This window comes from Kribbella sp. NPDC004536, assembly GCF_042873835.1.
Classification (GTDB): domain Bacteria; phylum Actinomycetota; class Actinomycetes; order Propionibacteriales; family Kribbellaceae; genus Kribbella.
The window spans coordinates 1,461,003-1,486,133 of sequence record NZ_JBIALY010000002.1; the positions used below are offsets into that span (position 1 = coordinate 1,461,003).

25 protein-coding genes are annotated in these 25,131 nt (G+C 68.6%); 15 read left to right on the forward strand and 10 right to left on the reverse strand.

Annotated features, from left to right (window positions below):
* Positions 1 to 25 precede the first annotated feature (25 nt).
* Positions 26 to 1,093 (reverse strand): substrate-binding domain-containing protein, encoded by a 1,068-nt coding sequence (locus ACFYRU_RS21785; RefSeq protein WP_387661750.1) that lies wholly within the window; start codon positions 1,091 to 1,093, stop codon positions 26 to 28.
* Positions 1,094 to 1,198: 105 nt separating this feature from the next.
* Here ACFYRU_RS21785 and ACFYRU_RS21790 point away from each other — a divergent pair, with 105 nt between their 5' ends.
* The 9 genes from ACFYRU_RS21790 (at position 1,199) to ACFYRU_RS21830 (ending at position 8,409) form a co-directional block, all read left to right on the forward strand.
* Positions 1,199 to 1,582: a MarR family winged helix-turn-helix transcriptional regulator gene (locus ACFYRU_RS21790; protein ID WP_387661752.1), complete on the forward strand. Its 384-nt coding sequence runs from the start codon at positions 1,199 to 1,201 to the stop codon at positions 1,580 to 1,582.
* Between the two features lie 103 nt (positions 1,583 to 1,685).
* Entirely contained in the window at positions 1,686 to 3,335 is a 1,650-nt protein-coding gene (locus ACFYRU_RS21795) for a purine-cytosine permease family protein (protein ID WP_387661753.1), read from the forward strand.
* The gene (locus tag ACFYRU_RS21800) at positions 3,332 to 3,634 is read left to right on the forward strand and encodes an urease subunit gamma (protein WP_387661755.1); all 303 of its coding nucleotides are present in this window, start codon (positions 3,332 to 3,334) and stop codon (positions 3,632 to 3,634) included. The genes ACFYRU_RS21795 and ACFYRU_RS21800 overlap by 4 nt, the downstream gene beginning before the upstream one ends.
* A gap of 207 nt (positions 3,635 to 3,841) precedes the next feature.
* Positions 3,842 to 4,222, forward strand: a complete 381-nt coding sequence (ureB, locus tag ACFYRU_RS21805) for an urease subunit beta (protein WP_387661757.1) — start codon at positions 3,842 to 3,844, stop codon at positions 4,220 to 4,222.
* Positions 4,215 to 5,912 carry an urease subunit alpha gene (locus ACFYRU_RS21810; RefSeq protein WP_387661758.1) on the forward strand — a complete coding sequence of 566 codons (1,698 nt, stop codon included), beginning with the start codon at positions 4,215 to 4,217 and terminating at the stop codon, positions 5,910 to 5,912. Before ureB ends, ACFYRU_RS21810 begins: the two co-directional genes overlap by 8 nt.
* Complete coding sequence (locus ACFYRU_RS21815; RefSeq protein WP_387661760.1) at positions 5,912 to 6,748, forward strand: urease accessory protein UreF; 837 nt, start codon at positions 5,912 to 5,914, stop codon at positions 6,746 to 6,748. Before ACFYRU_RS21810 ends, ACFYRU_RS21815 begins: the two co-directional genes overlap by 1 nt.
* The gene (gene ureG, locus ACFYRU_RS21820) at positions 6,741 to 7,442 is read left to right on the forward strand and encodes an urease accessory protein UreG (protein ID WP_387661761.1); all 702 of its coding nucleotides are present in this window, start codon (positions 6,741 to 6,743) and stop codon (positions 7,440 to 7,442) included. Before ACFYRU_RS21815 ends, ureG begins: the two co-directional genes overlap by 8 nt.
* On the forward strand, positions 7,426 to 8,076 hold the full coding sequence (locus tag ACFYRU_RS21825) for an urease accessory protein UreD (protein ID WP_387661763.1): 651 nt from the start codon (positions 7,426 to 7,428) through the stop codon (positions 8,074 to 8,076). Before ureG ends, ACFYRU_RS21825 begins: the two co-directional genes overlap by 17 nt.
* Before the next feature lie 204 nt (positions 8,077 to 8,280).
* A complete protein-coding gene (locus ACFYRU_RS21830) occupies positions 8,281 to 8,409 on the forward strand; it encodes a hypothetical protein (RefSeq protein WP_387661765.1) in 129 nt (42 codons plus the stop codon).
* On the opposite strand, the gene ACFYRU_RS21835 is transcribed toward ACFYRU_RS21830, so the two are convergent.
* Positions 8,402 to 9,835 carry an SLC13 family permease gene (locus ACFYRU_RS21835; RefSeq protein WP_387662927.1) on the reverse strand — a complete coding sequence of 478 codons (1,434 nt, stop codon included), beginning with the start codon at positions 9,833 to 9,835 and terminating at the stop codon, positions 8,402 to 8,404. The genes ACFYRU_RS21830 and ACFYRU_RS21835 overlap by 8 nt on opposite strands.
* A gap of 190 nt (positions 9,836 to 10,025) precedes the next feature.
* Between ACFYRU_RS21835 and ACFYRU_RS21840 the strand changes: the two genes are divergently transcribed.
* Entirely contained in the window at positions 10,026 to 10,292 is a 267-nt protein-coding gene (locus ACFYRU_RS21840) for a hypothetical protein (protein ID WP_387661767.1), read from the forward strand.
* On the opposite strand, the gene ACFYRU_RS21845 is transcribed toward ACFYRU_RS21840, so the two are convergent.
* The 5 genes from ACFYRU_RS21845 to ACFYRU_RS21865 form a co-directional block, all read right to left on the reverse strand.
* Positions 10,273 to 10,536, reverse strand: coding sequence for a thioredoxin family protein (locus tag ACFYRU_RS21845; RefSeq protein ID WP_387661769.1), 264 nt, complete (start codon positions 10,534 to 10,536; stop codon positions 10,273 to 10,275). The genes ACFYRU_RS21840 and ACFYRU_RS21845 overlap by 20 nt on opposite strands.
* 166 nt (positions 10,537 to 10,702) lie before the next feature.
* On the reverse strand, positions 10,703 to 12,661 hold the full coding sequence (locus ACFYRU_RS21850; protein WP_387661771.1) for an amino acid transporter: 1,959 nt from the start codon (positions 12,659 to 12,661) through the stop codon (positions 10,703 to 10,705).
* A gap of 71 nt (positions 12,662 to 12,732) precedes the next feature.
* Positions 12,733 to 13,407, reverse strand: coding sequence for a response regulator (locus ACFYRU_RS21855; RefSeq protein ID WP_387661773.1), 675 nt, complete (start codon positions 13,405 to 13,407; stop codon positions 12,733 to 12,735).
* Complete coding sequence (locus ACFYRU_RS21860) at positions 13,404 to 14,816, reverse strand: DUF4118 domain-containing protein (RefSeq protein ID WP_387661775.1); 1,413 nt, start codon at positions 14,814 to 14,816, stop codon at positions 13,404 to 13,406. The genes ACFYRU_RS21855 and ACFYRU_RS21860 overlap by 4 nt, the downstream gene beginning before the upstream one ends.
* 25 nt (positions 14,817 to 14,841) lie before the next feature.
* Positions 14,842 to 16,827, reverse strand: coding sequence for an APC family permease (locus tag ACFYRU_RS21865; protein ID WP_387661777.1), 1,986 nt, complete (start codon positions 16,825 to 16,827; stop codon positions 14,842 to 14,844).
* Between the two features lie 174 nt (positions 16,828 to 17,001).
* Here ACFYRU_RS21865 and ACFYRU_RS21870 point away from each other — a divergent pair, with 174 nt between their 5' ends.
* On the forward strand, positions 17,002 to 19,059 hold the full coding sequence (locus ACFYRU_RS21870; RefSeq protein ID WP_387661779.1) for a hypothetical protein: 2,058 nt from the start codon (positions 17,002 to 17,004) through the stop codon (positions 19,057 to 19,059).
* On the opposite strand, the gene ACFYRU_RS21875 is transcribed toward ACFYRU_RS21870, so the two are convergent.
* Positions 19,052 to 19,636, reverse strand: coding sequence for a hypothetical protein (locus ACFYRU_RS21875; protein ID WP_387661781.1), 585 nt, complete (start codon positions 19,634 to 19,636; stop codon positions 19,052 to 19,054). The two genes, ACFYRU_RS21870 and ACFYRU_RS21875, sit on opposite strands and share 8 nt — an antisense overlap.
* Before the next feature lie 329 nt (positions 19,637 to 19,965).
* Here ACFYRU_RS21875 and ACFYRU_RS21880 point away from each other — a divergent pair, with 329 nt between their 5' ends.
* Positions 19,966 to 20,700, forward strand: coding sequence for a VOC family protein (locus tag ACFYRU_RS21880; protein WP_387661782.1), 735 nt, complete (start codon positions 19,966 to 19,968; stop codon positions 20,698 to 20,700).
* Positions 20,701 to 20,954: 254 nt separating this feature from the next.
* Here the strand turns inward: ACFYRU_RS21880 and ACFYRU_RS21885 are convergent, their stop codons facing one another.
* Positions 20,955 to 22,028, reverse strand: coding sequence for a sensor histidine kinase (locus ACFYRU_RS21885; RefSeq protein ID WP_387661784.1), 1,074 nt, complete (start codon positions 22,026 to 22,028; stop codon positions 20,955 to 20,957).
* Positions 22,021 to 22,686 carry a response regulator transcription factor gene (locus ACFYRU_RS21890; protein ID WP_387661785.1) on the reverse strand — a complete coding sequence of 222 codons (666 nt, stop codon included), beginning with the start codon at positions 22,684 to 22,686 and terminating at the stop codon, positions 22,021 to 22,023. Before ACFYRU_RS21890 ends, ACFYRU_RS21885 begins: the two co-directional genes overlap by 8 nt.
* Before the next feature lie 88 nt (positions 22,687 to 22,774).
* On the opposite strand from ACFYRU_RS21890, the gene ACFYRU_RS21895 reads away from it, so the two are divergent.
* The 3 genes from ACFYRU_RS21895 (at position 22,775) to ACFYRU_RS21905 (ending at position 25,131) form a co-directional block, all read left to right on the forward strand.
* Positions 22,775 to 23,377 carry a M15 family metallopeptidase gene (locus ACFYRU_RS21895; protein ID WP_387661787.1) on the forward strand — a complete coding sequence of 201 codons (603 nt, stop codon included), beginning with the start codon at positions 22,775 to 22,777 and terminating at the stop codon, positions 23,375 to 23,377.
* Positions 23,374 to 24,489 carry a lipid II:glycine glycyltransferase FemX gene (locus tag ACFYRU_RS21900; RefSeq protein WP_387661788.1) on the forward strand — a complete coding sequence of 372 codons (1,116 nt, stop codon included), beginning with the start codon at positions 23,374 to 23,376 and terminating at the stop codon, positions 24,487 to 24,489. Before ACFYRU_RS21895 ends, ACFYRU_RS21900 begins: the two co-directional genes overlap by 4 nt.
* A 90-nt stretch (positions 24,490 to 24,579) precedes the next feature.
* Positions 24,580 to 25,131, forward strand: a complete 552-nt coding sequence (locus ACFYRU_RS21905; protein ID WP_387661790.1) for a VanZ family protein — start codon at positions 24,580 to 24,582, stop codon at positions 25,129 to 25,131.

Sequence of the window (25,131 nt, forward strand, 5' to 3'; positions counted from 1 at the left end):
CGAGGCCGGTCGCGAACACCTGGGGCTAGGCGAGGTAGGCGATCTGCTCCTCGATCCGGAACTCGAGCCCGTCCGCGGCCGCGAGGTACACGTCCTGGTCCACCAAGTTGCCGTCGAGGCGGAGCAGGCCGCGCGGGCTGTCGTAGAAGTGCCCCGTCGGCAGGCCGGCCGACATCGCGATCGAGCCGCTCACCTCGCCGAGCCGGGCCAGGAACCGGATCGCCTCGTAACACGACTCCCCCACCGCATTCAGCGCCGGCGCGAACGCCCCGAAACGGGCGTAGTACTGCCTGGCGAACTCGCTTCCCTCGACAGTCGCCAACTTGTCGAAGTACGCCGCGGCCGCGTACACCCCGTGGTTCGCCCCGGGCCCAGCGCCGAGCAGCGTGTTCTCTTCGATCGCCGTGCTCAGCCGCAGCATCCGCTCACTCAACCCGCCGGCCGCGAACTGCCGGTTGAAATGCACAGCGTCCTGGCCCATCAGCAACATGATCACCCCGTCGGCATCCGTTGCCCGCAGCCCGCTGATCACCTCGCGGAAGTCCGACGTACCGAGCGGCACGTACTCCGAGTGCACGATCTCGGAGCCCGTTCCCTGCAAGGCCTCCCGCGCGACCGAGCCGGTCACCCGCGGGTACACGTAGTCGTTGCCGACGACAACCCATCGTCGCGCACCACGGTGCTCGCGCAACCAATGTGTCGCCGGAAGCAACTGGTTCACCGGCCGCTCCCCCAGCATGAACACGCCCGGGGTGTCGTCTCCGCCCTCGTGCATCGCGGCGAACGCGTACACGACCCGCCCGCCGATCCGCCGCGTCAACGCGACCCGTACAGCTGAGATGTGCCACCCGGCGACCGCCTCGACCTGGCCCGAGTCGACCAGCCGCCCGACCTCCTCGGCGACGACCTCCGGCGCGCGGCCCGCGTCCACCTGGACGAGCTCCACCCGGCGCCCGGCGATCCCGTTCCCCGCGTTGAGCTGCTCGACGGCGAGCTGACCGCACGCGAGACAGGACGGCCCGTAGATCCCGGTCGGGCCCTGCCGCGGCACCACGAAGGCGATCGGGAGTACGTCGGTACGCCGCACGGCCACCTCTGACACCTCCTCCGGTCCTGGCCAGTCTGTCCGACAATGCGGTGGAACTGTGATCCACCGGTTATATTTCCCAGCACCTGGAACCCGAGGAGGGGGTGCGACGTGCTTCTGCTGCTGAAGCGTATCGAGCGAGAGCTCGAGCGAGGTCTGCAGCCGTTACTCGGCGAGTTCGGGCTGACGGTCGAGCAGTGGCAGATCATGGCCGCCCTGCGCACCGAGCCCGGACAGCCGATGTCGGTGCTGGCACAGTCTGCCGTGCTGCCGGCCGCCAGCCTCACCCGGCACGTCGACAAACTGGTCGAACGCGGCCTGGTGCTGCGCCGCGTCCACCCCAGTGACAAGCGGCGGGTCCTCACCGCACTCTCGCCGGTGGGCGGCACGGTCGCCGACCGGCTCGCCGAGACCCAGCGCGAGCTCGAGGGATTACTTTCAAAGTACTTCCAGATGGAAATACAGGAACTTAGCAGCTCGGCAACACTGCGGTAACACGGCGTTCCTAGGTTCCTTCCATTCGGGTGCATCCCCCCGCCGGCAGCGTGGCCGGCCCGCCGGAGCACCGCTCGCCCGAAGGTGCCGCAGGAGTTCCGCCATGACCGTTGAACCCTCGCTCGACCACCACACACCCGCCTCACCCGCTGCCTCCCCCGCTGCAACCACCGCGACCCGCGAGACGCTCGAGGACTACACGCTGCGGTTCGCGCCGCGCAGTTACCGCAAGTGGTCGACCGGCGTGGTCGCCGTCTCGGCCCTCGGCGGGATCGCGTACCTCGCCGACTTCGCGATCGGCGCGAACATCGGGATCTCGTACGGGACCACGAACGCGCTCTGGGGCATCGCGATCTTCGCCGTGGTGATCTTCGCGACCGGCCTGCCGCTGGCGTACTACGCCGCGCGGTACAACATCGACCTCGACCTGATCACCCGCGGCAGCGGCTTCGGGTACTACGGCTCGGTCGTCACGAACGTGATCTTCGCGTCGTTCACGTTCATCTTCTTCGCGCTCGAAGGCTCGATCATGGCGCAGGGCCTGCACCTCGGGCTGCACGTACCACTGTGGCTCGGGTACGCCGTGTCCACGCTGGTGATCTTCCCGCTGGTGATCTACGGCATGAAGGTGCTGTCGACGTTGCAGGTGTGGACGACGCCGCTGTGGCTGATCCTGATGGTGCTGCCGTTCTGCTACCTGCTGATCTCGCACCCGTCGTCGGTGTCGACGTTCTTCTCGTACGGTCCGGACGCCGACTTCGGCTCGATGCTGCTCGCCGCCGGCGTGTGCCTGTCGCTGATCGCGCAGATCGCCGAACAGATCGACTACCTGCGGTTCATGCCGCCGAAGACCCCGGAGAACTCGCGCCGCTGGTGGACCGCCGTACTGCTCGCCGGACCGGGCTGGGTCATCTTCGGCGCGCTCAAGCAGGTCATCGGGCTGTTCCTCGCGGTCTACATCATCGCCCAGGTCGACGGCGGTACGGCGATCGCGAACCAGCCGGTGCACCAGTTCCTGGAGATCTACCGCGGCTTCCTGCCCGGCTGGCTGGCGATGACGCTGGCCGTCGTACTCGTCGTCATCTCCCAGGTGAAGATCAACGTCACGAACGCGTACTCCGGTTCGCTGGCCTGGACGAACTCGTACACCCGGCTGACCCGGCACTACCCCGGCCGGCTGGTGTTCCTCGGGTTCAACCTGGTGATCGCGCTGGTGCTGATGGAGGCGAACATGTTCGACTTCCTCAACACCATCCTCGGGTTCTACGCGAACTGCGGGATGGCGTGGATCGTGGTGGTCGCGTCGGACATCGTGTTCAACAAGTACCTGCTCAAGCTGTCGCCGCGCGAGCCGGAGTTCCGGCGCGGGATGCTGTACGCGGTGAACCCGGTCGGGTTCGTGTCGATGGCGGTCGCGGCCGGCGTGTCGATCGTCGTCTTCTTCGGCGGCCTCGGCTCCGGCATCAAGCCGTACTCGCCGCTCGTCGCGATCGGCCTCGCGCTCGTACTGCCGCCGGTGCTGGCCGTCATCACGCGCGGGAAGTACTACCTCCGCCGCACCGACGACGGCCTGGACCTCCCGATGTTCGACGAACACGGCAACCCGTCCGGCGAGGTCCTCACCTGCCACGTGTGCAGGCAGGAGTACGAGCGCCCCGACATGACCGCCTGCGAAACCCACGCCGCGGCCGTCTGCTCGCTCTGCCTCAGCACCGACAAGATCGCCGACCACGTCCTACCGTTGCAGTCATGAACTTCACCCCCGCCGACGTCGAGAAGTTGCTGCTGTCCGTGGCCGGCATGGTCGCCCGCGACCGGCTGGCCCGGGGAGTCCTGCTCAATCACCCTGAGACGGTCGCCCTGCTCAGCACCTGGGTGATCGAACGCGCCCGCGAAGGCGCCCGGGTCGCCGACCTGATGGAGTCCGGCCGCACGGTCCTCACCCGCGACCAGGTGATGCCAGGCGTCGCCGAACTCCTCCACGACGTACAGGTCGAAGCCACTTTCCCGGACGGCCGCAAACTCGTAACCATCCACAACCCGATCATTTGAGGAGCCCCATGCCCGCGCGAAGCACCAGCAGGCAGAGCCCTCCGCTCGCAACCACACCCGGCCGGGACGTGCCGCGAACCGGTCGCCCTTCGGCTCAGCCATCGCTGTCGTCCGAACTCGCACCAGGTACTACACCTCGACGGCGAGGTGCATGGCAGGTGGAAACCAGTGGCGCAGGGCGCCACGAGCTCGAGGAGGTCAGACGCGATGGTTGAGGACTCGCAGGCGTCGTTCGACGGACCTGAGCCAACCGCGCCTGGGGCGGTCCGGGTGCGGGCGGGGACGATCGTTCTCAACGGCGACCGGTCGGACGGGGAGCGGATGCGGCTGGTTGTGGTGAATGCTGGTGATCGGCCGATTCAGATCGGGTCGCATCTGCATCTGCCGGACGCGAACGCCGCCCTGGAGTTCGACCGTGAAGCTGCGCGCGGGTTTCGGCTGGACATTCCGTCGGGGACATCGCAGCGGTTCGAGCCGGGCGCCTCGCGGGAGGTCGCGCTGGTCGCGTTGCGCGGGAACCGGCGCGTGCCCGGGCTCCAGGTGAAGACGCCGGCCGACGCCGAGCTGGGTCAGGTGCGCCGTGGTTGAGCTCTCGCGGGCGGCGTATGCCGCGTTGTACGGGCCGACCGTTGGGGATCAGGTTCGGCTTGGGGACACGGATCTGTGGGTAGAGGTGGAGCGGGACCTCACCGTTGGTGGTGAGGAGGTGGTGTTCGGCGGCGGGAAGTCGATCCGGGAGTCGATGGCGCAGGGCACGGCGACCCGCGCGGACGGGGCGCCGGACACCGTGATCACCAACGTGCTCGTGGTCGACTGGTGGGGCATCGTTCGTGCGGACGTCGGCATCCGCGACGGGCGGATCGTGGCACTCGGGCGGGCCGGGAACCCCGACATCGCGGACGGCGTACACCCGGACCTCCGGATCGGCCCGTCCACCGACGTGATCGCGGGCGAAGGCCGCATCCTCACCGCGGGCGCGATCGACTCGCACGTACACCTGCTCTCGCCGTCGCAGCTGCACGAGGCGCTCGCGACCGGGATCACCACGATCGTCGGCGGCGGTACCGGGCCGAGCGAGGGCTCGAAGGCCACCACCGTCACGCCCGGCGCATGGCACCTGCAGCAGATCCATCGCGCGCTGGACGCCGTACCGCTGAACATCCTGCTGCTCGGCAAGGGCAACACCGTCAGCTCGGAGGCACTCGCCGAGCAGGCGCTCGCGGGCGCGGCCGGGTACAAGGTGCACGAGGACTGGGGTTCGACCCCGGCCGCGATCGACTCCGCCCTCCGTGCCGCGGACGAATGGGGTCTGCAGGTCGCCCTGCACGCGGACAGCCTGAACGAGGCCGGGTACGTCGAATCGACGCTGAACGCAATCGCCGGCCGCGGGATCCACGCGTTCCACGTCGAGGGCGCGGGCGGCGGCCACGCGCCGGACATCCTGTCGATCGCGTCGTACCCTCACGTCATCCCAGGCTCGACCAACCCGACGCTGCCGCACACCGTCAACACGGTCGCCGAGCACCTCGACATGCTGATGGTCTGCCACCACCTCAGCCCGGAAGTACCGGAGGATCTCGCGTTCGCGGAGTCGCGGATCCGCGCGACCACGATCGCGGCCGAGGACATCCTGCACGACCTCGGCGCGCTCTCGGTCACGTCGTCGGACGCCCAGGCGATGGGCCGGATCGGCGAAGTGATCACCCGGACCTGGCAGGTCGCGCACGTGATGAAGCACCGGCGCGGGCCGCTCGGGGAGATCGCGGACAACGAGCGGGTGCGGCGGTACGTCGCGAAGTACACGATCAACCCGGCGATTGCCCACGGCATCGATCACGTGGTCGGCTCGGTGGAGGCCGGGAAACTCGCGGACCTGACGCTGTGGGACCCGCGGTACTTCGGTGTGCGTCCGAGCCTGGTGATCAAGGGCGGCACGATCGCCTGGGCGGCGCTCGGCGATCCGAACGCGTCGATCCCGACGCCGCAGCCGGTGCTGATGCGGCCCGCGTTCGGGGACGCGATCGGAGCGGACGTGTCGTACACGTTCGTGTCGCCGGCCGCGCTGGAGGACGGTCTGGCCGACCGGCTCGGGTTGCGGCGGCAGTTGCTGGGCGTACGGCCGACGCGCGAGCTCACGAAGGCGGATCTGAAGAACAACGACGCGTTGCCCGCGATCGACATCGATCCGGAGACGTTCGCGATCAAGGTCGACGGCGACCTGGTCGAACCCGCGCCGGCCGAGGTACTGCCGCTCGCCCAGCTGTACGCGATGTTCTGATGAGCGCACCCGAGCTGGTCGCACTGATGCTGGCCGACGGTCGCCTACCGACCGGCGGCCACACCCAGTCGGCCGGCCTGGAGGCAGCCGTCCGCGCCGGACTGGGTGCCAACGGCAACCACCTTGAACACGTCGTCGAGTACGCCCGGGACCGACTCCACACAGTCACCCGCGTAGAAGCAGCCGTCGCCGTCGTCACCCGCCACGTCATCCTGGCCCAGTCCGCCGAAGGCCCGGCTGCCAGTCGCCCGGCCTCCGAGGGCGCGGCCGCGCCGAGTCGTGTGAAACGGCTCGCGCCGGGCTCGCCGAGTCGTGGACTCCGGCTGGGTCCACCCGACCAATCCTCACGACTCGACGCCGCCGGCCTGGGACAGGCCGGCGCGCCAGGATGGGTGGCGGTTGAGCGAGCTTGGGCGGCGCGGACGCCGAGTGATGTGTTGCGGGGGGTGTCTCGGCGGCAGGGGCGGTTGTTGCTGCGGTTGGCTCGGCGGGTTTGGCCTGGGGTTGTCGAGTATCTGCCGGTCGACGGGGAGGTGCCGCGGGCGATCGTGCTCGGCGTGGTTGCCGCGGTCAACGGATTGCCGGCGGAGCAGCTCGCGCGGATCGTCGCGTACGAGGATGCGCAGACCGTGGTCTCCGCCTCGCTGAAACTTCTCCCGGTCGACCCGGCCGACGCCGCGAGCTGGCTCGCCGGGCTCGACGACGACATCGAGCGGCTCGTCAAGGACGTCGCACCGCTCACCGAACCGAACGCGATCCCGGCCGACGGCGCTCCGCTGATCGACGTGTTCGCGCACCAGCACGCCACCGAGAGAATGAGGCTGTTCCATGCCTGAAAACCGTTCGTTCCGCCTAGGTGTCGCCGGACCGGTCGGCACCGGCAAGAGTTCGCTGATCGCGACCGTCTGCCGCGAACTGTCCGCGGAGCTCCGGCTCGGCGTGATCACCAACGACATCTACACCGACGAGGACGCGCGCCTGCTCAAGGCGGCCGGCGTACTCGACCCGGAGCGGATCCGCGCGGTGGAGACCGGTGCCTGCCCGCACACCGCGATCCGCGACGACGTCACGCCGAACCTGATCGCGGTCGAGGACCTCGAACGCGACTTCGCCCCGCTCGACGTGGTGCTGGTCGAATCCGGCGGCGACAACCTGACCGCGACCTTCTCCCCCGCACTCGTCGACGCGCAGATCTTCGTACTCGACGTGGCCGGCGGCGGCGACGTCGCGCGCAAGGGCGGCCCCGGCATCGCGCGCGCCGACCTGCTGATCGTCAACAAGACCGACCTCGCGCCGTACGTCGAGGTCGACGTCGAGCAGATGGTGAAGGACGCCGAGACGGCCCGCGACGGGAAGCCGGTGATCGCGCTGTCTCGCAAGGACCCAGCCTCGGTAGCACGCCTCACGGACTGGGTCCGCTCGATGCGGCACGCCGTGCACGCGGGTCACCACACGCCCGTCGATCCCGGCCCGATGGCGCCGCATTCGCACGCCGGCGAGAACGGCGAGGTCATTGTCCACACGCATTGAGGTCGTCGCCGACCCGGTCCGCGACCGGTGCCTGCTGACGACCGGCCACCTCTCGCCGCGCCAGCTCCCCGGCCGTCCGGGCGTCGTGCGGGTCGCGCTGGTCCAGGCCGGCGCGCTGCTGCTCGCCGGTGACGAGATACGGATCGAGGTCGCGGTCGCCGGGGCCGTCCGGCTGGAGATCGTCGAGACGGCCGGAACCGTTGCCTACGGCATGCGTGGCGGCTCCGCGCGGTGGGACGTCGACATCGACCTCGCCGACGGCGCGAGCCTCCACTGGTACGCCGAACCGTTCGTCGTCTCCGCCGGCGCCGACGTCGTCCGTACGACGACCACCCGCCTCACCACCGGCTGTACCGCGCACTTGCGCGAATCGATCGTGCTGGGACGCCAGAACGAGACCGGCGGCCGCCTGCGCACCAGCACCCGCGCCTGGCTGGGCGACGAACCGTTGCTCGCCGAGGACCTCGACTACCGCAACAGCTGGGCGATCCTCGGCGACGCCCGCTGCCTCGACACCGTCACGACCCTCGGCTTCCGTCTGCCAGACGACCCACAAACCTTCCAACTGGAAGGACCTGGGTCGATCGCCCGGCAACTGGTCCACGAACAGCACCAGAGCGCACTGGTCGTCTGAACTGCCCCATCGGATCATGGCCCGGCCGAACCGGACGGTCGGCAACCCGGTCGCCAAGTCCGCCATCGACATGGCCGTCTAGGACGCGCTCAGGCGCACCCTCGACCTGCCGGTGACCGAACTGCTCGGCGGATACTCCGATCGGATGCGACGGCGTTCCGGCTCACCACGCAGCGAGCCGGAGAGCTGTCGAGCTTCCCGGACGTGAGCGACGACCTGCTCGCCGAATCGTTGCGGATCACCGACGGTGCGCTCGCCGTCCGGCCCGGCGCCGGGCTCGGCGTCGGGATCGATCCGGACAAGCTGACGCGGTACCGCCAGGACCTCACATGAAAGTTGACAAGAGCAACGTCATACCGAGCCCCATCAGCGAGATCACGGTCTCCATCACCGACCAGGTCTTGATGGTCTCGCCAACGGTCATCCCGAAGTACTCCTTGACCAGCCAGAACCCCGCGTCGTTGACGTGCGAGAAGAACAGCGACCCGGCACCGATCGCGAGCACCACCAGCGCGATGTGAGTCGTACTCAGACCGCCCGCGAGCGGAGCGACGATCCCCGCGGCCGTGACCGTGGCGACCGTCGCCGAACCCGTGGCCAGGCGGATCAGGACGGCGACGATCCAGCCGAGCAGCAGCGCCGACAGGTTCGCGGCGATCGCGATCTTGGCGATCGCCGTACCGGTGCCGCCGTCGACCAGGACCTGCTTGAAGCCGCCGCCGGCACCGACGATCAGCATCACGCCGGAGATCGGCAGCAAGCTCTCGCCGATCTTGCGGCTCAGCTCCGGTACGCCGAAACCGACCGCGGTGCCGAACGTGTACATCGCGACCAGTACCGCGATCAGCAGCGCGACGACCGGGTCGCCGATGAACTGCAGCACCGGGTAGATCGCGTTGTCGGAGCTCATCCAGACGTCCGACGCGGCCTTGATCAGCATCAGCGCGACCGGCAGCAGTACCGTGGTCAGCGTCGCGGCGAAGCTGGGTGTGCGCGTCCGCACCGTGCCCGTTGCGGTCCCCGTTTCCTGAACGGTGCCTTGCGGAGCCGCATGCTGGGGGTTGTGCGGTGCGGTGGCGGGCGCGCCGTGGGTCCCTTCCTTGGTTCCGTCCGGCTCGGAGTCGTGGTGGCCCGAGCCGACCTCGAGCGCGGCGCCCGCGGCACCGATCGGCACCCACCTCGCGGCCAGCCGGCCGAACAGCGGTCCGGCGACGATCACGGTCGGGATCGCGACGAGCAGGCCGAGTGCGAGCGTGATGCCGACGTTGCCCTTCAGTACGCCGATCGCTGCGAGCGGACCGGGGTGCGGTGGTACGAATCCGTGCAGTACCGACAGGCCCGCCAGCGCCGGGATTCCGAGGAGCATGGCGCGCGCACCGGTCCGCCGTACCGCGAGAACGACCACAGGGATCAGCAGTACGAGGCCGATCTCGAAGAACATCGGGATGCCGATGATGAACGCGATCAGCGCCATCTTCCACGGCAGACCGCCCTGCCGGCCGCGCAGCAGGGTGTCGACGACCTGGTCCGCGCCACCGGAGTCGGCCAGCAACTTGCCGACCATCGCACCGAGCGCGATCAGTACGCCGACGTACCCGAGCACGCTGCCGACGCCGTTCTCGTACGACTTCGTGACGGCGCCCGCGCCGATCCCCGACGCCACACCGACGAACAAGGCGCCGATCGTCAACGACAGGAACGCGTGCACCTTCAACGCGACGATCAGCACCACGATGATCGCGATACCGAGCACCGCCATGATCAGCACACGGGTGTCGTGCCCGTTCCAGGGCGCGTGCACATCCGCGTCCGCCACCAGCGGAAGACCGACTTCGTAAGCGAGACTCATAGCACTCCACCGCTCTCCGGTCGCTACCAGTACCCCCTTTTCGCAGTCTCCCACCAACCTACGCTTTCCGCCGGACGACGCGGCGGCGCATGATGGCGACGTGAGTACATGCTGGTGCTGCGGAACCGAGCGTGACGACAGCGAACTGGTCGGGCTGGGCCTGCACCCGGAGGTTCAGGTCTGCCTGCGGTGCACCGTCGCTTTACGGCAGCGCGGCCGCAAGCGCGAGGACGAGCTCCGTCCCGGCCCGTTGACCCAGGCGCGGACCGCCGTACGACGCACCCGCGAGCTGGTAATAGGGCGCGGCTGGCACCGCCTCCCCGTCATCGGCCCGCTGCTCCAACGCCTCAACCGCCACCTGCCGTAACGGCCCTCAACTCCTCGACCGACGGAACCCCGAGCCGGCACCACATACCCGGCCTCCCACCGCCGCCGAACGGATCCACCCCATCCACCAACAACGTCGGCGACCCCACCATCCCGTAACGCTCGGCGTCCGCAGCCGTCTCGATCAGCCGGGTCGTGACCCGCACGTCAGTCACCTCAGCCAGCCGATCCAACAAAGCCCACACATGCGGGCAATCCGAGACATGCAGCACCTCAAGCCTCATGCCCTTCAGTGTGCACGGACGACAGGTAGTGCACCGGTGAGCCGATGTACACACGTCCGCCATCACGCTCAGGTGCACTACCCGGCCGACGACACCTCCTGTCGAACGGGCCCATTCGCGTGCTGCGGCGGTGTCAATCGGCTCGACGGGCTGATTCGTAAGGGCCTCAGCCGACGTGTACCCAGGGGCGGTTCGAGCGGGTTGGTTCGGCGCGGCGGAGAACCTCGCGGGTGACTGGTGGGACGTCGCCCTCCCCGGAGATCAGGTACCGGAACAGGAAGTGGAACGGGTTGCCCTCGGCCCACGCGAAGTAGATGTGCGGCATCACGTGCCAGTCGTCGCGGATCTTCAGCAGCAGGGCGGCGATCGCGTTCGGGACGCTCGGGCTGTCGACGCGCAGGATGTTGTACCCGAAGCGCTGCTCACCGCGGACGTCGAGCTCGGTCTCGAACTGCGACGCGTCGGTCAGCGTCACCTCGAGGAACAGGATCGGCGGCCCCTCCGGGAGGTTCCGCATCTCGCGCTGCTCGGCTTCCTTGTCCTGGTACTCGGCCTCGTCGCGGTCGTCCGGCTCGTTCGCGATGATCCGCAGGTCACCGTGCTCGGCGGCCGCCGAGATCAGCCGGCAGGCCTCCGCGTCGAACCTGACCTCGGTCGCCCGCAACTCCAGCGACCGGGTGGCGCGCGAGATCAGCGACGTGAGGATGATCGCCGCGATGAAGAACGACGCGATCTGGACGCCGTCCGGCCGCTCGATGATGTTCGCGACCGTCGTGTAGAGCAGGACCAGGCTGATCACGCCGAATCCGACGGTCCGGAACTTCTCCTGCTTCCGCCGCGCCGACAGCGTGACCGCGATCGACGCCGACATGATCAGCACCAGTACGCCGGTCGCGTACGCGCCGCCCTGCGCGTCGACGTCGGCCTTGAACAGCAGCGTGATCACGAACGCGATCAGCCCGAACACGATCACCAGCGGGCGGGTCGCGCGGGCCCAGTCCGGCACCATGCCGTAGCGCGGCAGGTACCGCGGCACGATGTTCAGCAGACCGGCCATCGCGGACGCACCGGCGAACCACAGGATGAGGATGGTGCTGACGTCGTACACCGTCCCGAACACGCTGCCGAGGTGTTCGTGCGCCAGGTACGCGAGCGCCCGGCCGGACGCGGCGCCGCCGTCCTTGAACTCGTCCTGCGGGATCAGCACGATCGTCGTGAAACTGCTGGTGATCAGGAAACCGCTCATGATCAGCGCGGCGGTGGTGAGCAGCTTGCGGGTGTTCCGGATCCGCGTCGCGGGGCGCGCCGGGTCGTCGTCCGGCGAGCCGTCGACCTGCGGCATCACCGCGACGCCGGTCTCGAAGCCCGACAACCCGAGCGCCAGCTTCGGGAACACGACCAGCGAGATGCCGATCATCACCCAGATGTTCGAGTGCTCGGTGGTCAGCATTCCGCGCCAGTTCGTCACCAGCTCGGGTGCGGTGATCACGTTCCAGAGGGCGTTGCCGACGACAACCAAGTTCAGCCCGAGGTACACCACGACCAGCGCGACCGCGATCCCGATCGCCTCGCCGAAGCCGCGCAGGAACACGCCCGCGAGCAGCGCCAGCAGGACGAGGGTGATGATCACCTCCTTGCCGTGGAACCACTGCGGCACGTACGGGTTCTCGACGACGTGCGCGGTGGCGTCCGCCGCCGACAACGTCATCGTGATGATGAAGTCGGTCGCCATGAACCCGAGCAGCACCAGGATCGTGAACTTGCCCTTCCACCGCCCGAGCAGCCGGTCGAGCATCGCGATCGACCCCTCGCCGTGCGGGCTCTCCGCCGCCACCCGCCGGTACACAGGCAAGGCCCCTAGCAGTGTCAACAACACCAAGATGAGTGTCGCAACCGGGGACAACAAGCCGACAGCGGCCGCGGCGATCGCGGGCTGGTAGCCCAGCGTGGAGAAGTAGTCCACGCCGGTGAGGCACATGACCTTCCACCAGCGGTGCGTGGGATGAGGCGCCGGCCGATGCGGTCCTTGGTGCCCGGCGGGCCGGTCGTGCAACAGCCAGGCCATCACCTTGCCGTGGGTAACCGGCGGCACACCGACCGTCTCGTTCTCACGCGTCTCTATCACTGGCTGGAGCCTAACCAGCGCCGCAGGCACGAACTGCGCTTTCTAACGCCTCTCTAACACCGCTGTGACGACTATGGCTCGAACCGGTATCCCATGCCCGGCTCGGTGATCAAGTGGTCCGGGCGTGACGGGTCGGGCTCGAGCTTGCGCCGCAGCTGCGCCATGTACACGCGCAGGTAGTTCGTCTCAGCCTCGTACCCAGGACCCCAGACGTCGCGCAGCAGTTGCTTCTGGCCGATCAGCTTTCCCGGATTCCGGACCAGGATCTCGAGCAGGTTCCACTCGGTGGGCGTGAGCCGGACGTCGCCTGCGGGGGTCGTCACCCGTCGCGCGGCGAGGTCGATCGTGAAGGCCGCCGTACGGACGACAGCCGCGCCGGTCTCGGACGTCGTCCGGCGCAGCGCGGCCCGGATCCGGGCGAGCAGCTCGTCCATTCCGAAGGGTTTCGTGACGTAGTCGTCAGCGCCCGCGTCGAGGGCCGCGACCTTGTCGGCCTGGCTGTCCCGGGCCGAGAGCACGATGATCGACGCCGTACTCCAGCCACGCAGACCGTGCACGACCTCGACACCGTTGCGGTCCGGCAGCCCGAGGTCGAGGATCACCAGGTCCGGCGGATGCGTACTGGCGGACGCGAGCGCGCTGGCACCGTCCGCGGCGGTGTCGACGTCGTACTGCCGGGCGCGCAGGTTGATGGCCAGCGCGCGGAGCAGTTGGCGGTCGTCGTCGACGATGAGTACGCGGGTCATGGGGCCACCGGCAACGTCACTGTCATCGTCAACCCTCCGCCGGGTGTCGGTGCCGGCGTCAGTACTCCGGCCATCGCCTCGGTGAACCCGCGGGCGATCGCCAGGCCGAGCCCGACGCCGCCGTCCGCGGGATTGTCTCCGAGCCGCTGGAACGGGGTGAACATCCGGTCGAAGTCTCCGGCTGGTACGCCGGGACCGCTGTCGGCCACCATGACCCGGACCACGTCGCCGTCGCTCGCCGCACCGATCCGGACGGCCTCCGTCCCGTAGCGACGGCCGTTGTCGACCAGGTTGGCGAGCACCCGCTCGAGCAGGCCGGCGTCCGCGAGTACGAGCGGGAGGTCGTCCGGTACGTCGACCACGACGGCATCGTGCGGCATCCCGGCCAACGCCTTGCCGACCACCTCGTCGAGTACCAGCGGGCGGAGGTCGACGCTCAGCGCCCCGGCCTGCAGGCGGCTCATCGCGAGCAGGTTCGCGATCAGGTCGTCGAGCCGGTCCGCGGACTCCTCGATCGTCGCCAGCAGTTCGCTCTGTTCCTCGGCGCTCCAGACGATGTCGCTCTGCCGGAGGCTCGAAACGGCGGCCTTGATCCCGGACAGCGGCGTCCGCAGGTCGTGCCCGACGGCCGCGAGCAGGGCCGACCGGAGCTTGTCGACCTCGGCGAGCTGCCGCGCCTGGGCGGCCTGGCCGGCGAGTTGCCGGTCCTCGAAGGCTCGCGCCGCCGCGCCGGCCAGCCGGGTCAGCAGCTTCCGGTCCTCGGCGAACAGTTCGGGGCCTTCGGCAACCAGCCGGAGCCCGTCCCGGGCCGGGATCGAGATCACCGGGCTGCCCCGCAACGCCGGTCCGGCGAGCGCAACCACCTCACCTGCCTGTTCGACCAGCGCGACCGAGTCCATACCGAAGGTGTCCCGGACCTCTTCGAGCACCGCGAGCAGCGAGTCGCCGGTCACCGGTTCGACAGTGACCCTGGACAGTACCTCGGCCTCGCTGCGGCTGCGTGCGGCCGCGATCCGGCGGCTGGCCGCGAGATCGACCGTGACGCTGACCGTCAGGGCGACGATCACGAACACGACCAGGGCAATGATGCTGTCGCGTTGCTCGACTGCGAACGTGTGGTACGGCGTCGTAAAGAAGAAGTTTGCCAGCAGCACCGATCCGAGCGCGGCGACGACTCCGGGAAGGATGCCGCCGGTCACCGCGATCAGGACGACGAGCAGCAGGTACAACAGCAGCACGCTCTCCAGCGCCAGACTGTCGCGAACCGGCACCAGGGCGACGGTCAGCGCCGGCAGGCATCCGACCACCAGGCCGAGTCCCGTCCACAGCCGGGCCAGGCGTCCGTGCCTGGATGACTGGATCCGGCCGAGTGGGCGTCCGGCAGCATCCGGCCTGCGGTTCTGCTCCACGATGTCACTGTGGCACGTCGTACCGTCACACGGGAGACCCGGGCCGGACCCTCTCATCCATCGGAGCAGTAGACGCGGACGGCTCGACCCGCCGCGCCTCGAGAACCTCCGCAGAGCCCAGCTGCCACGGTACGTTGATCACCATCACGCCGGGCTGGAACAGCAGCCGGGCCTTCAACCGCAGCGCACTCTGGTTGTGCAGCAGAGCCTCCCACCAGTGCCCGACGACGTACTCCGGGATGAACACCGCGACCAGATCCCGTGGGCTGGACCGGCGGATGTCCCGCACGTATTCCAGTACCGGGCCGGTGACGTCGCGGTACGGCGAGTGCAGAACCTTCAACGGCACCGGGAGTCCTCGCTCGGTCCATTCCAGCAGCAGCGCGTCGGCCGCCTCCTGATCGGTCGCGACCGTCACCGCGGTCAGCGACGTCGGGCGCGTCGCTCGCGCGTATGCGAGTGCTCTCAAGGTCGGGGTGTGCAGCCTCGAGACCAGGACGACCGCGAACACCCGCGGCGGCAGCGTCACGCCGCCCGGACCTGGTGTCAGCTCGACCTCGACGCGGTCGTAGTACCGGCGGATGCCGCGCATCAGCGCGAACACGGCCGGCATCGCGATCACCACGATCCACGCGCCGTGCATGAACTTCGTGATCAGCACGATCACCAGGACGACCGCGGTGAAGACAGCTCCGAACCCGTTGATCGCCCGCGACCGGTGCATCGACGCCGTCGCCGAAGGCTCGCGGAGCAGCCGCGTCCAGTGCACCACCATGCCGGCCTGGCTGAGCGTGAACGAGACGAAGACGCCGATGATGTACAGCTGGATCAGCCGCGTCGTACTCGCGTGGAAGACCCAGATCAGCAGCCCGGCCAACGCCGACAGGATCACGATGCCGTTGCTGTACACCAGCCGGTCTCCGCGCCGGGAGAACTGCCGTGGCAGGAACCCGTCGTGCCCGAGCAGCGAGGCCAGGATCGGGAACCCGTTGAACGCGGTGTTCGCGGCCAGGACCAGGATCGCCGCCGTGAACGCCTGCACCGCGAAGAACCCGATCGAGTTGTACCCGCCGAACACCGCACCGGCCACTTGCGCGATCACCGTACGCTGCTCGTACCCGGCCGGGGCGCCGGTCAGCCGCGCCGGGTTGTCCGTGACGTGAACGTGCGAGGTGAGCGCGAGCACCGTGATGCCGGCGAACATCGTGACCGTCAGCCCGCCCATGATCGCCAGCGTCGCGGCCGCGTTGTGGCTCTTGGGCGGCTTGAAGTTCGGTACGCCGTTGCTGACCGCCTCGACCCCGGTGAGCGCCGTACAGCCGGACGCGAAGGCACGCATCGCGAGAAGTAGTACGGCCAGGCCGGTGACGTGGCTCGCCGGGACGACGCCGTACGACGCGGACTCGGCGCGCGGCGCGTCGCCTGCGAGGATGCGCACGAAGCCTGCCGCGATCATCACCAGCACCACCGCGATGAAGCCGTACGTCGGGATGGCGAACGCCGTACCGGACTCCTTGACGCCGCGCAGGTTCATCAGGGCCAGGACGGCGATCATCGCGATCGACAGCGCCACCGCGTGCGGGCCCAGCGCGGGAATCGCGGAGACGATGTTCTGGACGCCGGCGGCTACGGATACCGCGACAGTCAGCACGTAGTCGACGAGCAGGGCGCTGGCCGCGACGAGCGAGGCGTTCCGGCCGAGATTCGCGCGGCTCACGGCGTACGCGCCGCCGCCGCTCGGGTAGGCGTGGCAGGTCTGCCGGTACGACGCGACGACCACGAGCAGCAGGGCGATCACGACCGCCGCCACCCACGGCGCGAGCTGCAGCAACGCGAGCCCGCCGAGGCTGAGCATCAGCAGGATCTCCTCGGTCGCATACGCGTTCGAGGACAACGGGTCGCTGCAGAAGACCGGCAGGGCGAGCTTCTTCGGCAACAACGTGTCGCCCAGCCGCTCACTCCGCAGCGGCCGCCCAACCAGCAACCGCTTCGGAACCTCCAACACCTTCACCCCACCACCCAACCGCCACGGCACCCGCCCAGCGGAGCATCTTGACGCCCTCTTGACGCTCGCCCCCAGGATCTTGACGCCCCCTTGACACCTACCTCAGGCGACGAACCTGCATTGTCCACTTTCTGGCCGTGGGGTGGTGTCAACGTTGTAATGGGGTCAGGGTTGGTGGGTATGACGTCCAAGGACCGCGAGGCGACCGGGTTTCAGGAGCAGGCGGCGTACGACGAATCCATCGATCTGCGGACGGATTTCGTCATGGTGTACGGGCTGAACGAGACGACGGCGGAGCGGATCGCTCGGTGGCGGGAGGCCGGTTATCGGGTGCACCTGATGACCGGGATCTCGTGGGGCACGTACCAGGACTACCTCGACGGGCGGTGGGACGGCTCGGGGCACTGGGACGACGCGCAGACGACCGCGGACGGCAAGCCCATCCTGCACGGTGAGAGCACCGACATCCCGTACATGGTGCCGACGTTCGGCTTCACCGAGTACCTGGTGCAGAAGTTGCGGCCGATCATCGAGCTCGGGGTCGAAGGGATCCACCTGGAGGAGCCCGAGTTCTGGGCGCGGGCCGGCTACTCGGAGTCGTTCAAGCGCGAGTGGCAGGCGTACTTCAAGGAACCGTGGCAGCCGCCGCACAGTACGCCCGAGGCGCACTTCCGCTCCGGTCAGCTCAAGCAGCACCTGCTGTCGCGCAGCCTCGACCGCGTCACCTCCGTACTGCGGGACGAGGCGCTGGCGAACGGCCGGGAGGTCCGGTTCTACGTACCGACGCACAGCCTCCTCAACTACACGCAGTGGCAGATCATCAGCCCCGAATCGCGGCTGCGCACCCTGCCCTCGATCGACGGCGCGATCGCCCAGGTGTGGACCGGTACGTCCCGGACCCCGAACGTCTACAACGGTGTCGTCGCAGAGCGGACGGTCGAGACGGCGTACCTCGAGTACGGCATCGCGCAGGACCTGACCCGCGGTACGGACCGGCGGATGTGGTTCCTGCACGACCCGATCGAGGACCACCCGGACCGCACCTGGGAGGACTACCTCGCGAACTACCAGCGCACGCTCGTGGCGTCGCTCCTGCACCCGGGTGTCTCGCGGTACGAGGTCGCACCGTGGCCGCACCGGATCTTCAACCGGCCGTACCTGCGGGAGGGATCCGCCGAACGCGAACTCATCCCGCCGGACACCGCGACCAGCTACCTGATCGCGATGAACAGCCTCCGCGACCTCGACCAGCCCGACGTACGGTGGGCGCACGACGGGCCGCGGATCGGGATCGCGCTGTCGGACACGGCGATGTTCCAGCGCTGGTCGCCTGGTGGGGAGAGCGGTCACCACGACGGGCTGCAGGACGCGCTCGCACTCGAGGGCCGTGAGCAACTACATTTCTCCGACTTCTACGGCCTCGCGCTGCCACCGCTGCACGAAGGGCAATGCGTCACGCCGGTCCAACTCGAAAGCGTCATCGACTCCCCCGACGCGCTCGACGACCTCGACGTAGTCGTCCTGAGCTACGAGTTCCAGAAGCCGCTCGCGCCGAGCATCCACTACGCGCTGGCCGGTTGGGTGAACCGCGGCGGCAGTCTGCTGTACGTCGGGAACGACGCCGACCCGTACCACGAGATCCGCTCCTGGTGGACCGGCCGGTACGCGACCTGCGCCGACCACCTGGCCGAGGCCCTCGGCGCCGATCGGGCCGTTGACGACATCCAGCAGATCGGTCAGGGCCGCGTCCGCTTCCTCGCCCAGCGGCCGGCCGACTTCACCGCGGACCACGGGCCGCTCATCGCCGCTCTTCGCGAGCTCGCCGGTCCGACCTGGCAGCCCACCAACTGGCTGTCCGTCCAACGCGGCCCGTACCTGATCGGCGCGGTGCTCGCCGGCACACACGTTGTCGAAGGCACCTATCTCGACCTCCTCGACCCTGCGCTCGGCATCGTCCGGCGCCGCGAACTCGAAGCAGGCGCCGTGACCTGGCTCCGCGACCTCACGTACGACAACGAACCGCTCCTCGCCTCCGCCGGCCGCATCACCAACTGGAACGCCGCCAACACCATCACCTTCACCTGCGAGGCCCCACGCGGCGTCCAGGTCACAACCGCCCTCCGCCTACCCACCGCCCCCAAGACCGTCAACGTCGACTCCCGCTACGACCCCGACCTGCACATCCTCTGGCTGACCCACCCCGGCGAACCAAGCGGCACGAAGATCCACATCACCTAGTCCTGTCGGGTGCTGGCGTGTACGGTTCGAAAACCACCCGGTCATCGTTCAGGGCTTTGATGCGGTCCGCCCACGCCTGGGTGTCACCTCTGTCGTTGCGCACGAGGAACACCACGCGGTTCCTGTCCGGATCCCACAAGCCGTCGGCCTCAATCAGACCAGCCGCCCATTGCTTCTGGGTCGGGAACAGCCGATCACACAGTTGTACGAGCTCGGCTCGCGAATACTTGACCGACCGGAACTCGAGTGTGAGGCCATCGCCTGCCGCACGGGCCAAGGCCTTGGCCTGCTCGACCGCTGGAGATGACCCGTCGACGGGACCCACGAGCTGGACCACCATCACCTTGCGGTCCGCCTCCCACAGAAGGCCGCCGTCGAGCAGGGGCACCTTGTCCAACGCGGCCTGGACCCGCTCGATTTGCGCGTTGATGTCGGCCGCCCCAACGATATCGAGCTTGACAGGCTGATCCGGATCGCAACTGCCAGGCTTCCTGCGCAGCAGCTCCGCACATCCTGGGTACGGCGCGAAGTTCGGATCCGCAGGCCTCGGGTTGGCTTGCCCCTTGGGTCTAGCCATATTCCCCACCCCCGGCCCGATCGTACGAGGACCCGTCGTGCAGTGGAAGGGCGAATGCAGCAACGGCACAACAGCGATGCAGTGGTCCCGTCCGCGCTCACCAACTACCCCAGCCGACAGCGGCGAGGTGCCGAGCGCCCCCAGCGGGCGTTGGATTGCCTGGCGGAGCCTTGAGCTGGCGCCCGAGGCGTCGAGTCGTGGATATCGGCGCGGATTCGCAGCCCCGATTCACGACTCGACGGAGCGAGGTTGAGCCAGTCGCCACGACTCGACGAGGCGGGGCTCCGCCGGTTGCAACGAGTCGGCGGGGCGGGGCCTAGGGTGGCGGTATGGCGACTCGGTTGGTGCAGGTTTCGATCAAGGCGTACGACAAGTCGGCGATCGGGCGGTTCTGGGCGGATGCGCTCGGGTGGGAGGTCACGAACGACGACGCCGTCGAGACCAACGTGGAGCCGCCGGGCATGACGTACCCGGATCCGCGCGCCGTGTACATCGACGTACTCACCGTCCCGGAGCCGAAGACCGTCAAGAACCGCGTCCACCTCGACCTCGCGACCACCTCGGTACAGCACCAGTCCGAACTGATCGCCAGGTTGACGACCCTGGGCGCGACGCCGATCGACATAGGCCAGGGCGACGTCCCGTGGACGGTACTGGCCGATCCTGAGGGCAACGAGTTCTGCGTACTAGAGCCTCGCGCCATCTACAGCGACACAGGCCCCGTCGCCGCGGTCGTCGTCGACTGTACGGATCCCGCGGAGATGGCCCGCTTCTGGAGCGAGGCGATGGACTGGACAGTACAGAGCGTCACTGACGACCAAGCAGCCCTACGATCCACCGCCGGCGGCCCGTACCTGGAGTTCATCCGCACGCCGGATGCCAAGTCCGGCCTGAACCGTATCCACCTAGACCTACGCCCCTACCCAGACGACGACCACGCCGCAGAGGCAGACCGCCTACGAGCCCTCGGCGCAACCGACCTCGACATAGGCCAAGGCAACGTCCCCTGGACCGTCCTCTCCGACCCAGAAGGCAACGAATTCTGCCTACTGACCCCGCGCTGACCGAGACGTCCCAGGACCGGCCGCGCACTCCCCTGAAAGCAGCAGGTCAACCACCGCGACGCAGATCTCCTGTGCGCCCGCATGCCCGAACCCAACCCCGCGCCACGTAACACCGCGCCCAGCGCCAGCACCGACACCCGCACCACGCACACCCCAACACGGCGCCAGTACCCCCTACCCGGCACCACCGTCCGCGCGCCCGCCGAAGGCGGTAACAGAACAGCCGCCGCGAAGCCGTGTCCTTTGGGCGTGGTCTAGGTAGGTAGTTCGACGGTTACTCGTAGGCCGCCTTCGGGGCGGGGGGTTACGGTTAGGGTGCCGTCGTGGGCTCGGGTGATGCTTTTGACGATGGCTAGGCCTAGGCCGACGCCGGAGTGGTTGTCGGTGCGGACTCGTTCGCTCCCCCGCTGGAACGGCTCCACCAGGGTGGAGATCACGTGTGGCGCGAGTTGCTCGCCGGTGTTCTCGACCGTGAGTACGACCGTCGGTGTATCCACGCGCGTCGTCACCCACACCTGCCCGGAATCCGGCAGGTTGTGGACGATCGCGTTGTGGACGAGGTTTGTCGTCAGCTGCAGCAGCAGTGCGGGCGAGCCGACGGTCGGGGCCTGTTCGCCGGTGGTCTCGATCGTGATGCCGTTCTTCTCGGCGAGCGGTAGCAGCGTCTCGGTCGCCTCTTCGGCGATCAGCGACAGGTCGACCGGTTCGCGGCTGAACGCCCGCTGGTTCGCGCGACTCAGGACAAGGAGCGCCTCGGTCAGGTCGATGGCCCGCGTGTTGACGGCGCGCAGCCGGTCGACCAGTACGTCGTTGTCGTGCGTCATGTCGTTGCGGGCGACGTCGAGGAGCGTCTGCGTGATCGCCAGCGGCGTACGCAGCTCGTGGGACGCGTTCGCGGCGAACCGTTGTTGCTCGGCTACGTGCGCCTCGAGTTGTGCGAGCATCGCGTCGAACGCGTCGGCGAGCTCGCGGAACTCGTCGCTCGGCCCGGGCATCCGGATCCGGTGCGACAACGACCCGCTCGCCGCGGTCCGGGTCGCCTCGGTGATCCGGCGCAGCGGGTCGAGCATCCGCCCGGCGAGGATCCACCCGCCGACCAGGCCGAAGACCAGCAGGAACGCCATCACCGCAGCCGCGACCGGGGCGAACGACCGCCACAGCAGGTGCGGGAACGTGTAGGTAGTGGTCATGATGACCACTCCGCCGGCACGGAACTGCATCAACCCGATCCAGGCCGCCACCAGCAGTAGGACACCGGCGACCATCAGGAAGCCCGCGTAGCTGATCGCGAGCTTCAACCGGACACTGAACCCGGGCTCCCTATCCATCGGCGTCGATCCGGTACCCGGCACCGGCCACGGTGGCGATGATCCACGGCTCCCCGAGGCGCTTCCGCAGCGCCGACACCGTGATCCGTACGGCGTTCGTGAACGGGTCGGCGTTCTCGTCCCAGGCCCGCGCGAGCAGGTCCTCCGCGCTGACGATCCCGCCCTCCGCCGCCACCAGTACCTCCAGTACGGCGAACTGTTTCCGCGTCAGCGCGACGTACTTCCCGTCCCGGTACACCTCGCGGCGGAACGGGTCCAGCCGGAGGCCGGCGATCTCGCGGACCGGCGGCCGGTTGTACGCGCGCCGGCGGTCCAGCGCGCGCAACCGCAGTACGAGCTCCTGGAACTCGAACGGCTTCGTCAGATAATCGTCGGCGCCGAGCTCGAACCCGGACGCCTTGTCGTCCAGCCGGGAGGCCGCGGTCAGCATCAGGATCGGCATACCGCTGCCGGAGGCAACGATCCGGGCGGCGATCTCGTCGCCGGACGGGCCAGGAATGTCCCGGTCCAGAACGGCGATGTCGTACGTGTTCAGGTCGAGCAGCTCGAGCGCCGCGTGGCCGTCGCCGGCGATGTCGGCCGCGATCGCCTCCAGCCGCAGGCCGTCGCGAATGGCGCCCGCCATTTCCGGCTCGTCCTCGACGATCAACACCCGCATATCAATGATGCTACGTGCCGACTCATATCGTCCGCGTATCCAAAACCCGATACCGGCCGGCAACACGCAAAAGAATTCACTGGTTGGTATGACCGTCAGCCAACCAACGCGCCGGACCAGCTCCCGGGCCAGATCCACCATCCGCGCGGCCTTCCTGCTCGCCAACGTGGCGATCATCGGCGTGTTCATCCACCAGACCATGGCGACGTCCATCCCGACCGCGAACCGCGGCGGGCTCGGCGAGGCCGACGGCGCCGTACCCGACGGTGTCACGGTGTTCGACGACAAGGTCCCGGGTGTCGTCAACCTCAACCCCGACCTCCTCGGAGCGCTCCGCCGGGCGGCGACGGCCGCGGCCCAGGACGGGGTTGTCTTCTACGTCAACAGTGGCTGGCGCTCCCCCGCGTACCAGGCTGAGCTGCTCAGTCAGGCGGTCAAGAAGTACGGCTCCACGGAGGAGGCCGCCCGGTGGGTCGCCACGCCGCAGAACTCGCCGCACGTTCAGGGCCAGGCGATCGACATCGGCCGCTCCGACGCGACCGCCTGGCTCTCCGAGCACGGCGCCGTGTACGGGCTGTGCCAGATCTACGACAACGAGCCGTGGCACTACGAGCTGCGCCCGGAGGCCGCCCGGCACGGCTGCCCGCCGCGGTACGCCGACCCGACGCACGACCCGAGGATGCAGCGGTGACCCTGACCGTCCGCCCGATCACCGCCGCCCTACACCTGGAGTTCGTACGGGCGCAGCGGTCGGTCAGCTTCCTGCAGACGCCGGCGTGGGCGCAGGTCAAGACCGAGTGGCGCAGCGAGTCGCTCGGCTGGTACGACGGGCTGCGGCTCGTCGGCGCCGGGCTCGTCCTGCACCGGCCCGTACCGCGGCTGGAGCGCTACACGCTCGCGTACCTTCCCGAAGGGCCCGTCATCGACTGGACCGGCGCGTTGGACGAGTGGCTCCGGCCGCTCGCGGAGTACCTGAAGGCACACGGGGCGTTCGCGATCCGGCTCGGGCCGCCGGTTCGTACGGATACCTGGACCGCCGCACAGGTCAAGGAAGGCATCGCGAACCCGGGAATCAACCGGCTGTCCGAGCTGCCTGGGATCAAGAACACAGTCGGCACCCGCGTCACCGAGCAGCTCCGCAACGCCGGCTGGTTGCCGCAGAACCCCGAGGACGGCTTCGGCACCGGTCACCCGCAGTACAACTTCGAGCTCCCGCTGAACGGCTCCGAGGACGACGTCCTGCGCGGCATGAACCAGCAGTGGCGGCGCAACATCAAGAAGGCCGCGAAGGAAGGCGTCGAGGTCGTGGTCGGCGACGACCTGAAGGCGTTCCATGACCTGTACGTCCACACCGCCGAGCGGGATCACTTCACGCCGCGGCCGCTGCGCTACTTCGAGACGATGTTCGCGGCCCTCAGTACCGAGGACCGGATCCGCCTGTACCTCGCCTATCACCAGGGCGAGCTGGTCGCGGGCGCGATCATGGTGCGCGTCGGTACGCAAGCCTGGTACGCGTACGGCGCCTCCGCCACCGAGAAGCGGGAAGTCCGCGGGTCGAACGCGTGCCAGTGGGCGATGATCCGGGACGCGATTGCGGCCCGCTGCGACGTCTACAGCCTGCGTGGAATTACGCCGACCCTCGACGCCGGCGACTCGCATGTCGGACTGATCCAGTTCAAGGTCGGCACCGGCGGGGAGGCGGTGCGGTACGTCGGCGAGTGGGACCTGCCGCTGCGTCCGCTGGTGTACCGGGCGTTCGACGTCTACATGACACAACGCGAACGGCGGCGGCGTTCGTCCTGACATATCGCCCGCATATCGAAAATTCGATACGCCCTGGCAACCTCCGGCCGGGTTCACTGGCCGGATGCCATCGACCTGCCGTGGTACGGCGTGACCCTGACCGGCCCGCAGTTCTGGTTCACCACGTTCACCGGGCTCGCATTGTTGACAATCCTCGCGTTCCCGGTCGCCGCGTTGGCGGTGTGGATCCAGGCCCGCCGCCGGGGTACCCGTCGCCCCCTGGCCGAAGTCGCGATCATCTGGTGGACCGTGCCGCTGCTGTGGATGACGATGCTGCCGAACAGCGGCGCGGTACCCCGGCGGGTGAGCCTGGTCCCGTTCCGCGACCTGGTGACGATGTCGCTCCCGCAGATCGTCGGCAATCTGGCGATGTTCGCCGCACTCGGCTTCTTCGCGCCGATCCGCTTCGCCACGCTCGCCTCACTGCGGCGGATCCTCCTGCTCGCCGCGGCCTGCTCCGCCACGGTCGAAGTATTGCAGTACGTGCTCGAACTCAACCGCGTTTCGTCGGTGGACGACGTACTGCTGAACACCGCCGGCGCCGGCCTGGCCGCCTTGGCGTCGTACCGGTGGTGGCTGCGGCCGACATTTCGTGGGGATATGAAAAACCGGATACGCGAGGGCAACGCCGCTCGTTCTTGA

Excerpts from the sequence above, each read along its gene's own strand:
- ACFYRU_RS21795 (WP_387661753.1), top strand. The coding sequence starts at position 1,686 with ATGACCGTTGAACCCTCGCTCGACCACCACACACCCGCCTCACCCGCT.
- ACFYRU_RS21800 (WP_387661755.1), top strand. The coding sequence starts at position 3,332 with ATGAACTTCACCCCCGCCGACGTCGAGAAGTTGCTGCTGTCCGTGGCC.
- ureB (WP_387661757.1), top strand. The coding sequence starts at position 3,842 with ATGGTTGAGGACTCGCAGGCGTCGTTCGACGGACCTGAGCCAACCGCG.
- ACFYRU_RS21815 (WP_387661760.1), top strand. The coding sequence starts at position 5,912 with ATGAGCGCACCCGAGCTGGTCGCACTGATGCTGGCCGACGGTCGCCTA.
- ureG (WP_387661761.1), top strand. The coding sequence starts at position 6,741 with ATGCCTGAAAACCGTTCGTTCCGCCTAGGTGTCGCCGGACCGGTCGGC.
- ACFYRU_RS21835 (WP_387662927.1), bottom strand. The coding sequence starts at position 9,835 with ATGGCGGTGCTCGGTATCGCGATCATCGTGGTGCTGATCGTCGCGTTG.
- ACFYRU_RS21845 (WP_387661769.1), bottom strand. The coding sequence starts at position 10,536 with ATGAGGCTTGAGGTGCTGCATGTCTCGGATTGCCCGCATGTGTGGGCT.
- ACFYRU_RS21855 (WP_387661773.1), bottom strand. The coding sequence starts at position 13,407 with ATGACCCGCGTACTCATCGTCGACGACGACCGCCAACTGCTCCGCGCG.
- ACFYRU_RS21870 (WP_387661779.1), top strand. The coding sequence starts at position 17,002 with ATGACGTCCAAGGACCGCGAGGCGACCGGGTTTCAGGAGCAGGCGGCG.
- ACFYRU_RS21875 (WP_387661781.1), bottom strand. The coding sequence starts at position 19,636 with ATGGCTAGACCCAAGGGGCAAGCCAACCCGAGGCCTGCGGATCCGAAC.
- ACFYRU_RS21880 (WP_387661782.1), top strand. The coding sequence starts at position 19,966 with ATGGCGACTCGGTTGGTGCAGGTTTCGATCAAGGCGTACGACAAGTCG.
- ACFYRU_RS21885 (WP_387661784.1), bottom strand. The coding sequence starts at position 22,028 with ATGGATAGGGAGCCCGGGTTCAGTGTCCGGTTGAAGCTCGCGATCAGC.
- ACFYRU_RS21890 (WP_387661785.1), bottom strand. The coding sequence starts at position 22,686 with ATGCGGGTGTTGATCGTCGAGGACGAGCCGGAAATGGCGGGCGCCATT.
- ACFYRU_RS21895 (WP_387661787.1), top strand. The coding sequence starts at position 22,775 with ATGACCGTCAGCCAACCAACGCGCCGGACCAGCTCCCGGGCCAGATCC.